The sequence below is a fragment of the uncultured Piscinibacter sp. genome (assembly GCF_937952055.1).
Taxonomy (GTDB): domain Bacteria; phylum Pseudomonadota; class Gammaproteobacteria; order Burkholderiales; family Burkholderiaceae_C; genus Piscinibacter.
In genome coordinates, this window is the sequence record NZ_CALFYO010000018.1 from 69,244 (window position 1) to 83,504 (window position 14,261).

13 protein-coding genes and 1 tRNA gene are annotated in these 14,261 nt (G+C 68.5%); 10 read left to right on the plus strand and 4 right to left on the minus strand.

From position 1 onward, the window contains the following. Positions 1-9 precede the first annotated feature (9 nt). From hflC to Q0599_RS07220, 5 genes are all read left to right on the plus strand, one after another. Positions 10-903: a protease modulator HflC gene (hflC, locus tag Q0599_RS07200; RefSeq protein ID WP_298827704.1), complete on the plus strand. Its 894-nt coding sequence runs from the start codon at positions 10-12 to the stop codon at positions 901-903. A gap of 6 nt (positions 904-909) precedes the next feature. Beyond that, on the plus strand, positions 910-1,110 hold the full coding sequence (locus tag Q0599_RS07205) for a DUF2065 domain-containing protein (RefSeq protein WP_298827707.1): 201 nt from the start codon (positions 910-912) through the stop codon (positions 1,108-1,110). Positions 1,111-1,174: 64 nt separating this feature from the next. Beyond that, the gene (locus Q0599_RS07210) at positions 1,175-2,332 is read left to right on the plus strand and encodes an ATP phosphoribosyltransferase regulatory subunit (protein WP_298827710.1); all 1,158 of its coding nucleotides are present in this window, start codon (positions 1,175-1,177) and stop codon (positions 2,330-2,332) included. Between the two features lie 43 nt (positions 2,333-2,375). Beyond that, positions 2,376-3,716 (plus strand): adenylosuccinate synthase, encoded by a 1,341-nt coding sequence (locus tag Q0599_RS07215; protein WP_298827712.1) that lies wholly within the window; start codon positions 2,376-2,378, stop codon positions 3,714-3,716. 42 nt (positions 3,717-3,758) lie between these two features. Next, a complete protein-coding gene (locus Q0599_RS07220; RefSeq protein ID WP_298827716.1) occupies positions 3,759-4,280 on the plus strand; it encodes a phosphoribosyltransferase in 522 nt (173 codons plus the stop codon). Positions 4,281-4,357: 77 nt separating this feature from the next. Here the strand turns inward: Q0599_RS07220 and Q0599_RS07225 are convergent. Continuing rightward, a tRNA-Leu gene (locus tag Q0599_RS07225) sits at positions 4,358-4,442 on the minus strand. A gap of 13 nt (positions 4,443-4,455) precedes the next feature. Between Q0599_RS07225 and rnr the strand changes: the two genes are divergently transcribed. Next, complete coding sequence (gene rnr, locus Q0599_RS07230) at positions 4,456-6,735, plus strand: ribonuclease R (RefSeq protein ID WP_298827719.1); 2,280 nt, start codon at positions 4,456-4,458, stop codon at positions 6,733-6,735. Between the two features lie 7 nt (positions 6,736-6,742). Here the strand turns inward: rnr and Q0599_RS07235 are convergent, their stop codons facing one another. From Q0599_RS07235 to Q0599_RS07245, 3 genes are read right to left on the minus strand one after another with little or no spacing between them, the layout of a single operon-like run. Next, the gene (locus tag Q0599_RS07235) at positions 6,743-8,239 is read right to left on the minus strand and encodes an NAD(P)H-hydrate dehydratase (protein WP_298827722.1); all 1,497 of its coding nucleotides are present in this window, start codon (positions 8,237-8,239) and stop codon (positions 6,743-6,745) included. Between the two features lie 14 nt (positions 8,240-8,253). Then, positions 8,254-9,597 (minus strand): FAD-dependent oxidoreductase, encoded by a 1,344-nt coding sequence (locus Q0599_RS07240; RefSeq protein ID WP_298827724.1) that lies wholly within the window; start codon positions 9,595-9,597, stop codon positions 8,254-8,256. 2 nt (positions 9,598-9,599) lie between these two features. Next, the gene (locus Q0599_RS07245) at positions 9,600-10,934 is read right to left on the minus strand and encodes an amidase (RefSeq protein ID WP_298827727.1); all 1,335 of its coding nucleotides are present in this window, start codon (positions 10,932-10,934) and stop codon (positions 9,600-9,602) included. 161 nt (positions 10,935-11,095) lie between these two features. Between Q0599_RS07245 and rpsB the strand changes: the two genes are divergently transcribed. The 4 genes from rpsB to frr all read left to right on the plus strand — a co-directional run bounded on the left by rpsB (position 11,096) and on the right by frr (position 14,244). After that, a complete protein-coding gene (gene rpsB / locus Q0599_RS07250; RefSeq protein ID WP_298827730.1) occupies positions 11,096-11,839 on the plus strand; it encodes a 30S ribosomal protein S2 in 744 nt (247 codons plus the stop codon). 129 nt (positions 11,840-11,968) lie between these two features. Next, positions 11,969-12,865, plus strand: coding sequence for a translation elongation factor Ts (gene tsf / locus Q0599_RS07255; protein WP_298827733.1), 897 nt, complete (start codon positions 11,969-11,971; stop codon positions 12,863-12,865). 82 nt (positions 12,866-12,947) lie between these two features. Beyond that, entirely contained in the window at positions 12,948-13,658 is a 711-nt protein-coding gene (gene pyrH, locus Q0599_RS07260; protein WP_298827736.1) for a UMP kinase, read from the plus strand. A gap of 25 nt (positions 13,659-13,683) precedes the next feature. Next, positions 13,684-14,244 carry a ribosome recycling factor gene (gene frr / locus Q0599_RS07265; RefSeq protein ID WP_298827739.1) on the plus strand — a complete coding sequence of 187 codons (561 nt, stop codon included), beginning with the start codon at positions 13,684-13,686 and terminating at the stop codon, positions 14,242-14,244. Positions 14,245-14,261: the final 17 nt, after the last annotated feature.

Here is a 14,261-nt window from a genome sequence, read left to right on the forward strand (position 1 = left end):
CACAACAACATGAATCGCATCGGACTCATCGTCGGACTCGTGCTGCTCGCGCTCATGGCCGCAGCCTCCACGCTGTTCGTGGTCGACCAGCGCCAGGTGGCCGTCATTTACGCGCTCGGCGAGATCAAGGAAGTGATCACCGAGCCGGGCCTGAAGGTCAAGCTGCCGCCGCCGTTCCAGAACGTCGTCTTCCTCGACCGGCGCATCCAGACGCTGGACAGCCCCGACACGCGGCCCATCTTCACGGCCGAGAAGAAGAGCCTCGTGATCGACTGGCTGGTCAAGTGGCGCGTCGCCGAACCGCGCCAGTTCATCCGCAACAACGGCACCGACATACGTAACCTCGAGGCACGCCTCGCGCCGGTCGTGCACGCGGCGTTCAACGAGGAGGTCACCAAGCGCACCGTCGGCGGCGTGCTCTCGCGCGAGCGCGACAAGGTCATGCAGGACGTGCGGGCGCGTCTGGACGACGACGCGAAGGCCTTCGGCATCGAGATTCTCGACGTGCGCATCAAGCGCGTCGACTTCGTCGCCAACATCACCGATTCAATCTACAGCCGCATGCGCTCCGAGCGCCAGCAGGTTGCGAACCAGCTGCGTTCCACCGGCGGTGCCGAGGGCGAAAAGATCCGGGCCGATGCGGACCGCCAGCGCCAGATCATCGTCGCCGAGGCCTACCGTGACGCGCAGAAGATCAAGGGTGAAGGCGACGCGCGGGCATCGGCGATCTTCGCCGAAGCCTTTGGCCGAGATCCGCAGTTTGCCGAGTTCTACCGCAGCCTCGAGGCCTACCGCGCCAGTTTCCGCAACAAGGGCGACGTGATGGTGATCGACCCGAGCAGCGAGTTCTTCCGTGCCATGCGCGGCAACTCGCCGGCGCCGGCGGCGCCCGCGAAGAAGTAGTCCGCGGTGGGCTCGGGTGTCTGGGACCTGCTGCTCGCGGCCTGCGCGCTGATGCTCGTGCTCGAAGGGCTGCTGCCCTTCTTCAGCCCGGCTGCATGGCGCCGACTGTTCGAGCAGGCGACAAGGCTGTCCGACGGGCAGATCCGCTTCCTCGGCCTGTCGAGCATGCTCCTCGGGGTGGTGTTGCTGCTGTTGTTCTGGGGTTGAGCGCGCCGCGGAACCGGGCGGTGCGGCCGGTACAATTCGGTTTTTAATCCGGCACCGCTTTCCCATGTCTTCTGCTTGGCTGCTGCCCGAGCACATTGCCGATGTCTTGCCCGCGCAGGCCAGACACATCGAAGAGCTGAGGCGCGGTCTTCTCGACGTCGCACGCTCGTTCGGCTGCGAGCTGGTCATGCCGCCACTGATGGAGCACATCGAGTCGCTGCTGTCCGGCACGGGTCGTGACCTCGACCTGAAGACATTCAAGCTGGTCGACCAGCTCAGCGGCCGCACGCTGGGCGTGCGTGCCGATGCCACGCCGCAGGTGGCGCGCATCGACGCCCACCTGCTGAACCGCGCCGGCGTCACGCGCCTGTGCTACTGCGGACCGGTGCTGCACACGCGGCCCTCGGGCATGCAGGGAACGCGCGAGCCGCTGCAGTTCGGTGCGGAGATCTACGGGCACGCGGGCCTGGAGGCCGATCTGGAGGTGCAGGATCTCGCGCTCGATTGCCTGGGTGGGGCCGGTCTCGGCAAACTGACCATCGACCTGGCGGATGCGCGCATCGTGCGGGCGCTGCTGGATGGCGTCGAGCGGTCGCGCCACGCCGACATCCACGCTGCACTGGCGGCCAAGGACTCTGCAGAGCTCGGTGAGCTCTGTGCCGGCCTGCCTGAGCCGGTTCGTGCGGCGTTGCTCTGTCTGCCTTCGCTTTACGGCGACGACGAGGCGATTGCCGCTGCTCGACGCGCCTTGCCCGACCTCAACGCCGTGCGTGCCGCCCTCGACGACCTTTCGACGCTGGCGCGCCATGCGAGCCAGGCGCATCCCGAGGTCCAGGTCGGCTTCGACCTCGCCGATGTGGGTGGCGCGTCCTACTACAGCGGCGCGCGCTTCGCGATCTATGCGCAGGGGTCGAGCGACGCGATAGCGCGCGGCGGGCGCTACGACGAAGTCGGCGCGATCTTCGGCCGCAACCGTCCTGCAGTGGGCTTCAGCCTGGACCTGAAGGAACTGGCCGAGTTGGTGCCGGGTCGCGGCGCTCGTCCGGCCGTGCGCGCGCCGTGGTCGGAGGATCCCGGCCTGCGCGCCGCCGTGCGCCGACTGCGCGAGCAGGGCGAGACGGTCGTGTGCATCCTGCCCGGCCACGGGCACGAAGGGCAGGAATTCGAGTGCGACCGCGAGCTGGTCGCCGTGGCCGGCCACTGGGCGGTGCGCGCGCTGTGAGCGCGGAGCGCCGAGGATTCAGCAGTATCGAGTGATGCAAGACATGCAGCAGAAGACAAGCACGGAGATCGGCCGCAACGTCGTTGTCGTCGGCACGCAGTGGGGCGACGAAGGCAAGGGCAAGGTGGTGGACTGGCTGACGGACCACGCCGAGGCGGTGGTGCGCTTCCAGGGCGGCCACAACGCCGGCCACACGCTGGTGATCAAGGGCGTGAAGACCGCGCTGCAACTGATCCCCTCGGGCATCATGCGGGACGGCGTGGCCTGCTGCATCGGCAACGGCGTGGTCGTCGACCCGACGCATCTGCTGTCCGAGATCGAGCGACTCGAGGGCATCGGACTGGACGTGCGATCGCGGCTGTTCATCAGCGAGTCTTGTCCGCTGATCCTGCCGTTCCACGTCGAAGTCGACCGCGCGCGCGAGGCGCTGCGCGAGACCAGCGGTGCCGGCAAGATCGGCACCACCGGCAAGGGCATCGGACCGGCCTACGAGGACAAGGTGGCTCGCCGCGCGCTGCGCGTGCAGGACCTCAAGCACCCCGAGCGCTTCGCCGCCAAATTGCGCGAGCTGCTCGCGTTGCACAACGTCTCTTTGAGCGGCTACCTGAAGTCGCAGCCGCTGGAGTTCGAGCCGATTTACGACCATGCGATGAAGGTCGCCGAGGCGCTCAGGCCGATGATGGCCGACGTCGGCTACATGCTGCACACCATCAACCGGCGAGGCGGCAACATCCTCTTCGAGGGGGCCCAGGGCACGCTGCTCGACATCGACCACGGCACCTATCCGTACGTCACCTCGAGCAACTGCGTGGCCGGCAACGCCGCTGCCGGATCGGGCGTGGGCCCGGACATGCTGCACTACATCCTGGGCATCACCAAGGCCTACACCACGCGCGTGGGCAGCGGGCCGTTCCCCACCGAGCTGCCGATGGACGAGCCCGGCACAGTGGGTCACCATCTGTCGACGGTGGGGCAAGAGCGCGGCACGGTCACCGGGCGACCGCGCCGCTGCGGCTGGCTGGACGCCGCCGCGCTGAAGCGCTCGATCATCATCAACGGGATCTCGGGTCTGTGCATCACCAAGCTCGACGTGCTCGACGGCCTGGATGAGATCAAGGTCTGTGTCGGCTACGAGCTGCGCGGCCAGCGCGTCGACATCCTGCCGCTGGACGCCGACGACGTGGCCGATTGCGTGCCGATCTTCGATACCTTTCCCGGCTGGAGCGACACCACCTTCGGCGTCACCGACTGGGAGAAGCTGCCGCTGAACGCACGCCGCTATCTCGAGCGCGTGCAGCAGTTCATCGGTGCGCCGATCGACATGGTGTCCACCGGCCCGGACCGGGTGCACACCATCCTGCTGAAGCATCCGTACCGCGGCTGACTGCAATCAGCGCAGCCGCCCTCATTTCCCTGGAGTTCGTCCATGCTGACCGACGACGGCAAACATCTCTACGTCTCGTGGGACGAGTACCACATGCTGATCGAGCGCCTGGCGCTGAAGGTCCACGCTTCGGGTTGGGACTTCGACCAGATCCTCTGTCTGGCGCGCGGTGGCATGCGGCCCGGTGACGTGCTTTCGCGCGTGTTCGATAAGCCGCTCGCGATCATGTCGACGAGTTCGTACCGCGCCGAGGCGGGCACCATCCAGGGCCGTCTGGACATGGCCAAGTACATCACGCTGCCCAAGGGTGAACTGGCCGGCCGCGTGCTGCTGGTCGACGACCTGGCCGATTCCGGCGTGACGCTGCGCGCCGTCGTGGACCGACTGCGCGGCATGCCCTCGATCAGCGAACTGCGCTCGGCGGTCATCTGGACCAAGGGGGTGTCGAGCTACACGCCCGACTACTACGTCGAGCTGCTGCCCACGAGTCCGTGGATCCACCAGCCGTTCGAGGAATACGACGAGCTTCGCCCCGAAGGACTGGCGAAGAAGTTCGTCATCTAGGCGAGTCTGGAAAGGCTGCGCACAAACAAAAAGGCCAGCGCATCGGCGCCGGCCTTCTCTTCACTGTCTCTATCATCTGGTGCCCAGGAAGGGACTCGAACCCCCACGGTGTTACCCGCTAGTACCTGAAACTAGTGCGTCTACCAATTCCGCCACCTGGGCATTTCAGGAAGTCTTGGATCATATCATCAAAACAAATCAACACTCAACTCCCCCCGCTGTCGGCGCCGAGCTGATGAGCGAAGTCGAGGGCACGGTGCAGGGTCACCGCGACGGACATGGCTTCCTCGTGCGTGACGATCGCCAGCCCGACGTCTACCTCTCGCAGCAGGAGATGCGCGCGGTGCTGCACCGCGACCGCGTCAAGGTTCGCATCATCCGCTATGACCGCAAGGGCCGGCCCGAGGGCCGCGTCCTCGAGATCCTCGAGCGGCGCAAGTCGCCGATCATCGGCCGACTGCTGCACGAGAGCGGCATCTGGCTGGTGGCGCCGGAAGACAAGCGCTACGGCCAGGACATCATGGTTCCGAAGAACGCGATCGCGAACGCGACGGCGGGCCAGGTGGTCGCGATCGAGCTGACCGAGCCGCCGTCGATGTACTCGCAGCCGGTCGGTCGCGTGACCGAGGTGCTTGGCGAGATCGACGACCCGGGCATGGAGATCGAGATCGCGGTGCGCAAGTACGAGGTGCCGCACCGCTTCTCGCCGGAGACCCTGGCGCAGGCCGCGGCGCTGCCGGAGAAGATCCGCCCCGCGGACCGTCGGCACCGCATGGACCTCACCGATGTGCCGCTGGTCACCATCGATGGCGAGGACGCACGCGACTTCGACGACGCGGTGTACTGCGAACCGGCAAAGATCGGGCGCACCAAATCGCCCAACGGCTGGCGCCTCGTCGTCGCGATTGCCGACGTCAGCCACTACGTGAAGCCCGGCGAACCGCTGGACGAAGACGCCTACGAACGCGCCACCTCCGTGTACTTTCCGCGCCGCGTGATCCCGATGCTGCCGGAAAAGATCTCCAATGGCCTGTGCTCGCTGAACCCGAACGAGGACCGCCTCGCGATGGTGTGCGACATGCTGGTCACGGCGTCGGGCGAGGTGCACGCCTACCAGTTCTTCCCGGCCGTGATCTGCTCACACGCCCGCTTCACCTACACCGAGGTGGCGGCGATCCTCGCCAACACGCGCGGCCCCGAGGCGGCGAGGCGCGTCGAACTGGTGCCGCAACTGCTGCACCTCCACGAGCTGTACCGCGCACTGCTCAAGGAGCGGACCAAGCGCGGCGCGATGGATTTCGAGACCACCGAGACGCAGATCGTCTGCGACGAGAACGGCAGGATCGAGAAGATCGTGCCGCGCACGCGCAACGACGCGCATCGCCTGATCGAAGAAGCGATGCTCGCCGCCAACGTGTGCTCGGCCGATTTCATCGCGCGCGCCAAACACCCGGCGCTGTACCGCGTGCACGAGGGCCCGACGCCGGAGAAGCGCACGCTGCTGCAGAACTACCTCAAGGCACTGGGCCTCGGCCTGGCGGTCAGCGAGGAGCCGCATCCAAAGGAGTTCCAAGCCATCGCCGCGGCGACCAAGGACCGGCCCGACGCGCTGCAGATCCACACCATGCTGCTGCGATCGATGCAGCAGGCGATCTACACCGGCACCAATGCCGGCCACTTCGGTCTGGCCTACGAGGCCTACACGCACTTCACCAGCCCGATCCGGCGCTATCCCGACCTGCTGGTGCACCGCGTGATCAAGGCCCTTCTCAGCGGCAAGCGCTACCACCTTCTCAGTGGCAGGTTCGAGGACGCGCCGAAGGTGCGCCACGCCGGCAAGGCGAAGCACTTGCCGAACCAGGAGATGGAGCACTGGGAGGCCGCCGGTGCCCATTGCAGTGCCAACGAACGCCGTGCCGACGAGGCCTCGCGCGACGTCGAGGCCTGGCTGAAGTGCCGCTACATGCGCGAGCACCTCGGCGAGGAGTTCGCCGGTACCGTCAGTGCGGTGACCAGCTTCGGGCTGTTCGTGACGCTCGACTCACTCTACGTCGAGGGCTTGGTGCACATCACCGAACTCGGCGGCGAGTACTACCGGTTCGACGAGGCACGCCAGGAGTTGCGCGGCGAGCGCAGCGGCATCCGCTACGCAATCGGCGCGCGGGTGCGCGTGCAGGTCAGCCGTGTGGACCTCGATGGCCGGCGCATCGACTTCCGCATGGTGCGCGAAGGAGAGGACGACGCGACGCGACTCCGTGCGCGGCGCGAGCGCGCCCACGACAAGCGCGAGGCCGCGGGCGAGGAACTCGTGCGTGTGAAGGCGACCGATCGCGCCACCAAGGCGGCGACCAAGGCGAAGGCCCGTGGCGGCGGCAAGGCCGCGCATCCGGTGCGCGCGGCCAAGGCCACCACCCGCAAGACTTCGGCCGCGCCGCGCGGCGCCAAGCGGCGCTGAGCCAGGTTCAGCGGTCGTCGAATCTCGTCATCTGCTCGATCAGGTCGGCGGCGCGCAGGATCCGCGCGCCGCACGCGTCGGCAGTCGCGCCATGGCGCCAGACGGCGTGCACCGCGGCATGCCAGGCGCGCTCGGCGGCGTCGGCTTCGGGGCGTTGCGCCCAGTGGCCACCCAGCCAGCCGGCGAGCACGTCGCCAGTGCCGGCCGTGGCCAGCGCGACGTTTCCGCTCGCGTTGATGCGCGGCGCGCGCCCCGGCGCGGCGATCACGCTGCCCGAGCCCTTCAGCACCACGACGCTGGCGAACTCGTCGGCGAGCTCCCGCGCCGCGGCGAGGCGGTCCGCCTGCACCTCGGTGCTGCCGAGGCCGAGCAGGCGAGCGGCCTCCAGCGGGTGCGGCGTCAGCACGGTGGCCTGGGCGCGACCGGCGCGCGCGCACAGCGCCTTGCGCAATTGGCCGTCCGCGGCGACGGCGTTGAGCGCATCGGCGTCGAGCACGAGCCGTCCGCTGCCGCCGAGCAGGCGAGGCAACACGGAGCGCACGGAATCGCCGCCGCCGCAGCCACAGACCACGGTGCTGCGCGCCAGCGCCTCGGCGTCGGCTTGGCGCGACCAGCCGAAGCGCAGCATCAGCTCGGGGCGTCCGGCATCGAGCGCCGGTGCCTGCGGGTCCAGCAGGTCCACGAAGACACGCCCGGCTCCGGCCGCGAGGGCGGCTCGGCCGGCGAGCAGGGCCGCGCCGCCCATGCCCGGTGCACCACCGACGACCATGAGGTCGCCGAAGCTGCCCTTGTGCTGCGCGTGCCGGCGTCGGTGCAGGGCGGCCGATCGCGCGCCGCCCAGCCAAGCCTCCGGCGACTCCTGCGAGGTGTCCACGCCGAGATCGTCGAACCACACCGTTCCCGCATGGTCGCGGCCGGAGGCGGTGAACAGACCCGGCTTGACGGTCAGCAGGCTGAGCGTGTGCTGCGCGCGCACCGCGTCGCCGAGCGGCTGACCGGTGTTCGCCGCCAGCCCGGACGGAAGGTCGATGGCGAGCACCGGGCAGGGCAGGGCGTTCAACCCGACGATCGCCTCGCGAAGCATGCCTTCGGCTGCGCGGCTCGCGCCGATGCCGAGCAGCGCGTCGATCGCGAGATCCTGCGGTCCCAGCGCCGAGAGCGCGGTCGGGTTGACCGCCACGCCGGCATCGTGAGCTCGGGCGAGCGCGTCGCGGGCGTCGTCCGGTTGCGGCTCGCCGAGCAGCACCACCTCGACGGGCTTGCCGGCATGCTGCAGCCGGATCGCCGCATCGAGCCCGTCACCGCCGTTGTTGCCAACGCCCGCCAGGATGCGCACGACGCGCGCATGCGGCGCGAGGGCCAGGGCCAGCCGCGCCACCGCGGCGCCGGCGCGCTGCAGCAGCGCATGGGGCGGCAAGACGGTCAACGCCGCGGCCTCGATGCGGCGCGTGTGCGCCACGTCGAAGAGCGGCAGGTCGGGGGTGTGGGTGTCGAGGCGTCGCATCAGCCGCGAGCGTATCAGCGCAGGCGCGCCACCCCCAGGCCCTCCAGGCTGATCGGCGCCTCGCGGCCCGCCATTGCTTGTGCCAGCGCAACAGCCGACCCGCAGGCAAGCGCCCAGCCGCTGGAGCCGTGGCCCAGGTTGAGCCAAAGGCCTTCGACGCCGCTGGCGCCGATCACCGGCGGGCCGTCGGGCAGCATCGGACGTGCGCCCTTCCAGCGTTGCACCTGGCTCATGCGGCCGGCGCCCGGGAACCAGTCGTTGAGCACCTTGTAGAGCGTGTCGATCGCGCGCGGGTCGTGCTTGTGGACTGAGCCTCCGATCTCGGCGCCGCCGGCCACCCGGATGCGCTGGCCAATGCGGCTGATCGCGATCTTGTAGCGCTCGTCCATCAGCGCAGCGCGCGGCGCGCGTTCGGCCGGGTTGTCGTCTGGCCGCAGCGGCGCGGTCACCGAGTAGCCATGCACCGCGCGCAGCGGCAGACGCAGGCCGTGCGGGCGCAGCAGTTCAGGCGCGCCCATCGCCGCGCAGACGACCACGGCATCGAAGTCCTCGTGGACGGGTTCGAGCGGTGCCGGTTCGGTGGCCGGGGCGTCGCCGCTCGACGGCGTGTGATCGACCAGCAGTTGCGTCGACTCCGCCGGTGGCATGTAGCGATGCACGACCTGCGGTGTGCGGCCGGGCACGAGGCGCTGCACCTGCGTGTGGAAGCACCAGCGCGTGCCGAGCTTCTGTGCCTCGGCGCGCAACAGATGGGCGAACTGCCGACAGTTGCCCACCTCGTCGTCGGGCAGGTGGACGCCGGCGTGCAGTTCGGTGTCGGGGTTGAGGCCGGGTTCGATCTCCCGGCAGCGCGCGGCGTCGACGAGGTGGAAGCGGCCGCCGAGTTCGGTCAGGAGCTTCAGCCCGGGGCGTGCCGAAGCAAGGTCGGTCTCGTTGCGCAGCAGCACCAGGTAGCCGGGCTGCCGCTCGTACTCGAGCTGCAGCACCTTCGTGATCTCGTGCAGGCGGCTGCGGCTGAACGCGGCCAGCCGCTGCATGCGGGTGCGATTGGCGCGCCAGGTGTCGGTGCGGCAGGCGCGCCACCAACGCCACAGCCAAGCGAGAAGCGCCGGATCGAGGCTGGCGTGCAATCGCACCGGGGCATGCTGGCTGAACAGCGTGCGCAACACCCGGCCCGGCATGTCCGGCGCGGCCCAAGGAGTGACGTAGCCGGGCGCGACCACGCCGGCGTTGGCGAAGCTGGCCTCGGCGGCGACGCTGCCGCGCCGCTCGAACACCGTGACCTCGTGGCCGTCGGCGGCGAGCTCGTACGCCGTGGCGACGCCGACGATGCCGGCGCCGACGACTGCGACCCGCATGCTCAGCGCCGCTGCGGCGCGAGGGCCGCTTCGATGCCCAGGGCGGCGGCCAGCACCGCGTCGTCGCGCATCGCCGCACCCCACACCATCAGCCCGACCGGCATCTCACCCGCAGCATGGCAGGGCAGCGACAGCGCGCAGCCATCGAGGAAGTTGATCGCGCTGGGGTTGCGCAGCAGCAGTGCATTCGCGGCGAAGAAAGCATCGTCGCTGGCGACCAGCGGCGCGAGTGGTGGCGCGACGATGGGCACGGTCGGACTGAGCATGGCGTCGAAGCGTGCCATGGCGGCCTCCGTGCGGGCGATCCAGTCGCGGCGCGCCCACAGCAGATCGACATAGTCGGCCGCGCTCATGCGCTCACCTCGACGAATGCGCATCGCCACGCGGGGGTCGTATCGATCGCCATCGGTGGCCAGTCGTCGGCGGTGCCAGGCCCAACTCTCCGCCGCGGAGAAGCCGCCGGACGCGTTCAGGCCGGCGAGTTCGCCGAGCGTTGGCAACGGGATCTCCTCGACGCTGGCGCCAGCCCCCCGCAGGGTGGCAAGTGCACGCTCGAATGCGACTGCAACTGTAGGCTCCAGCGCATCCAGCATCAGCGTGGTCGGCACACCGAAGTGCATGGCGCCGAGCGGCTTGCCCGCCGGCACGACGCGCCGCTGTGCCAGCACCTCGTGCAGCACCACCGCGTCGCGCACCGAATGCGTGATCGCGCAGACGGTGTCCAGCGTGGTCGACAGCGGAATGGCGCCGTCCGTCGGCACCAGCCTCGCGGTGTTCTTGAAGCCCACCAGTCCGTGCAGCGCAGCGGGGATGCGGATCGAGCCGCCGGTGTCCGAGCCGAGCGCGGCCCATGCCGCCCCCGCAGCCACGCTGACTGCGCCGCCCGACGTCGAGCCGCCGGGGATGCGCGGCGTCGGGTCGAGCCGCACCGTCGCCGCGTTGGCCGGCGTGCCGTGGTGCGGGTTGATGCCCACGCCGGAAAAGGCGAACTCGCTCATGTTGGTGCGGCCGATGAAGGCGGCGCCGGCACGGCGCAGTCGAGCCACCGCGGGGCAGTCGGCCGCAGCCGGGGCGGCGTCGGCGAGGACGAGGCTGGCGGCGGTGGTGGTCTCACCCGCCACGTCGAACAGGTCCTTGATGCTCACGGCCAGGCCGGCCAACGGCGCGTCGGCAGGGGCCGCCGTGGTCTGGGCGAGCGCCGCGTCGAAGGACGTGGAGAGGAAGGCGTGCCGGCAGGCGTCGCTGCGGGCGGCATCGATGCTCCGCTCGATCAGCGCACGGGCGGTCAGCTTGCCGCCGGACAGGAGCGCGCGGGTGGCGCAAAGGTCATCGACCATGTGGCGTGGTACACTCTTCGGGTTTGTCTGGGGGCTCACCCCGGATGAATCACTCGCGAAGCCGGCCACTGAAGGTGTCGCGACGTCGCTTTCGACGACATTGCGTCGAGAAGTGTCGCCGCGATTCAGGCCGGATTCTAGAACCAACCTTTGGAGTCCCCATGACGATCAGCATGCGTGAAATGCTGGAAGCCGGTGTGCACTTTGGCCACCAGACGCGCTTCTGGAATCCCAAGATGGCCCCGTACATCTACGGCCATCGCAACAAGATCCACATCATCAACCTCGAGAAGACGCAGCCGCTCTTCAACGAGGCGATGAAGTTCATCCGCCAGCTCAGCGCTCGACGCGGCACCATCCTGATGATCGGTACCAAGCGCCAGGCGCGCGAGGTCATCAACCAGGAGGCGCACCGCTGCGGCATGCCCTTCGTCGACCAGCGCTGGCTGGGCGGCATGCTGACCAACTTCAAGACCGTCAAGGGTTCGCTGAAGAAGCTCAAGGACATGCAGGCGCAGATCGAGTCGGGCGCGGAGATCCGCATCAAGAAGGAAGCGCTGATGTTCCAGCGCGAACTGGCCAAGCTCGAGAAGGACATCGGCGGCATCCAGGACATGAATGCGCTGCCCGATGCGCTGTTCGTGATCGACGTCGGCTACCACAAGATCGCCGTGTCGGAAGCCAAGAAGCTGGGCATCCCGGTCATCGGGGTGGTCGACTCGAACCACTCGCCCGAAGGCATCGACTACGTCATCCCGGGCAACGACGACTCGTCCAAGGCCGTGGCGCTGTACGCCCGCGCCGTGGCCGACGCCGTGCTGGAAGGCAAGGCCAACGCCACGTCCGAGGTGGCGCAGCCTGCCGCTGGCGGCGACGAGTTCGTGGAAGTCGAGAACGCGGCCTGAGGCCGCGCACCCCGACTCGCCCGCTCAAGCCAAGAAAGGGGCTGCTACAGCCCCTTTTTTCAATGTCCGACAAGCGATAAGACTGCCGCGGCCGGTGCGCCGCGGCGGCAAGACTCACGGAGAACTGATATGCCCGCAATCACCGCCAGCATGGTCGCCGAACTTCGCGCCAAGACCGACGCGCCGATGATGGAATGCAAGAAGGCCCTGACCGAGGCCGACGGCGACATGGGACGTGCCGAGGAGATCCTGCGCGTCAAGCTCGGCAACAAGGCCGGCAAGGCCGCCGCCCGCATCACCGCCGAGGGCGTGATCGCCGCGTCGGTGGATGGCAGCACCGGTGCGCTCATCGAGATCAACTGCGAGACCGACTTCGTCTCGAAGAACGAGTCCTTCCTCGCCTTCGCGAAGGCGGCGGCCGATCTGGTCGCCAAGAGCAATCCGTCCGACGTCGCCGCGCTGTCGGTGCTGCCCTACGCGCAGGACGGCTTCGGTCCGACGCTGGAGGATGTGCGCAAGGGCCTGATCGGCAAGATCGGCGAGAACATGTCGATCCGCCGCTTCAAGCGCTATGCCGGCGGCGGCAGCCTGGCGCACTACCTGCACGGCACGCGCATTGGCGTGATCGTCGAATACGCCGGCGACGCCGTGGCGGCGAAGGACGTGGCGATGCACGTGGCGGCGATGAAGCCGGCCGCGCTGTCGTCGGCCGACGTGCCGGCCGATCTGGTCGAAAAGGAGCGCAAGATCGCTGCCGAGAAGGCGGCAGAGAGCGGCAAGCCGGCCGACATCGTCGCCAAGATGGTCGATGGCTCGGTGCAGAAGTTCCTCAAGGAGGTCAGTCTCCTCAACCAGGTCTTCGTGAAGGCCGCCGACGGCAAGCAGACCGTCGAGCAGATGCTCAAGGCGGCCAAGACAGAGGTCAAGGGCTTCACGCTCTACGTGGTGGGTGAGGGCATCGAGAAGAAGGTCGACGACTTCGCCGCGGAAGTGGCGGCCCAGGTCGCTGCCGCCAAGGGCGCCTGAGGCGGTCTGCCGGGGGAAGAGGAACCCCCGGCCGATTAGACTTGCGAGCCACGAGAAAAGCACCGCGCCAGGAGCCCACTGCATGCCCGCCTACAAACGTATCCTGCTGAAACTCTCCGGCGAGGCCCTGATGGGCGACGATGCCTACGGCATCAACCGCGCCACCATGGTGCGCATGGTGCGCGAGGTGCAGGAGGTGACCCAGCTCGGCTGCGAGGTGGCGGTGGTGATCGGCGGCGGCAACATTTTCCGTGGGGTGGCCGGTGGCTCGGTGGGCATGGACCGCGCCACCGCCGACTACATGGGCATGCTGGCCACCGTGATGAATTCGCTGGCGCTGGCCGACACGATGCGCCAGGAAGGCATGACGGCGCGGGTGATGTCGGCCATCGCCATCGAGCAGGTGGTCGAGCCGTACGTGCGCCCGAAGGCGCTGCAGTACCTCGAAGAGGGCAAGGTGGTCGTGTTCGCGGCCGGCACCGGCAACCCCTTCTTCACCACCGACACCGCCGCCGCGCTGCGTGGCGCCGAGATCGGCGCCCAGATCGTTCTGAAGGCGACCAAGGTCGACGGCGTCTACAGCGCCGACCCCAAGAAGGACCCGGGGGCGACACGTTACACGCAGATCAGCTTCGACGAGGCGATCGTGAAGAACCTGCAGGTGATGGATGCCACCGCCTTCGCGCTGTGCCGCGACCAGAAGTTGCCCATCAAGGTGTTTTCCATCTTCAAGCCCGGCGCGTTGAAGCGCGTGGTGCAGGGCGAGGACGAAGGCACACTGGTGCACGTCTGAAGCTTGTTGCCGAGAGAGGCCCGACATGACGATTGCCGACATCAAGAAGACTGCTGAAACCAAGATGGCCAAGACCGTCGAGGCGTTCAAGGTCGAGTTGCAGAAGATCCGCACCGGCCGGGCCCACCCGGGCATCCTGGACCAGGTGCACGTCGACTACTACGGCTCGATGGTGCCGATCAGCCAGGTGGCCAACGTCACCCTGCTGGATGCGCGCACGATCAGCGTGCAGCCCTGGGAGAAGGGCATGGGCGCGAAGATCGAAAAGGCGATCCGCGAGTCGGATCTGGGCCTGAATCCCTCGGCCCAGGGCGACCTGCTGCGCGTGCCGATGCCCGCACTGACCGAAGAGCGCCGCAAGGACCTCACCAAGGTGGTGCGCCATGCCGGCGAGGAAGCGCGCATCGCCACGCGGAACCTGCGCCGCGACGCCAACGATCACCTGAAGAAGCTGCTCAAGGACAAGGAGATCTCCGAGGACGACGAGCGCCGCGCGCTCGAGCAGCTGCAGCGACTGACAGACGGCACGATCGCCGAGATCGACCGCCTCGTGGCCGGCAAGGAAACGGAGATCATGGCCGTCTGAGGCCACGATCCCGTCGG

Coding starts and splice junctions, on each gene's coding strand:
- Q0599_RS07235 (WP_298827722.1), bottom strand. CDS start 8,239: ATGCGACGCCTCGACACCCACACCCCCGACCTGCCGCTCTTCGACGTG.
- Q0599_RS07210 (WP_298827710.1), top strand. CDS start 1,175: ATGTCTTCTGCTTGGCTGCTGCCCGAGCACATTGCCGATGTCTTGCCC.
- Q0599_RS07240 (WP_298827724.1), bottom strand. CDS start 9,597: ATGCGGGTCGCAGTCGTCGGCGCCGGCATCGTCGGCGTCGCCACGGCG.
- Q0599_RS07245 (WP_298827727.1), bottom strand. CDS start 10,934: ATGGTCGATGACCTTTGCGCCACCCGCGCGCTCCTGTCCGGCGGCAAG.
- rpsB (WP_298827730.1), top strand. CDS start 11,096: ATGACGATCAGCATGCGTGAAATGCTGGAAGCCGGTGTGCACTTTGGC.
- hflC (WP_298827704.1), top strand. CDS start 10: ATGAATCGCATCGGACTCATCGTCGGACTCGTGCTGCTCGCGCTCATG.
- frr (WP_298827739.1), top strand. CDS start 13,684: ATGACGATTGCCGACATCAAGAAGACTGCTGAAACCAAGATGGCCAAG.
- Q0599_RS07220 (WP_298827716.1), top strand. CDS start 3,759: ATGCTGACCGACGACGGCAAACATCTCTACGTCTCGTGGGACGAGTAC.
- pyrH (WP_298827736.1), top strand. CDS start 12,948: ATGCCCGCCTACAAACGTATCCTGCTGAAACTCTCCGGCGAGGCCCTG.
- tsf (WP_298827733.1), top strand. CDS start 11,969: ATGCCCGCAATCACCGCCAGCATGGTCGCCGAACTTCGCGCCAAGACC.
- Q0599_RS07215 (WP_298827712.1), top strand. CDS start 2,376: ATGCAGCAGAAGACAAGCACGGAGATCGGCCGCAACGTCGTTGTCGTC.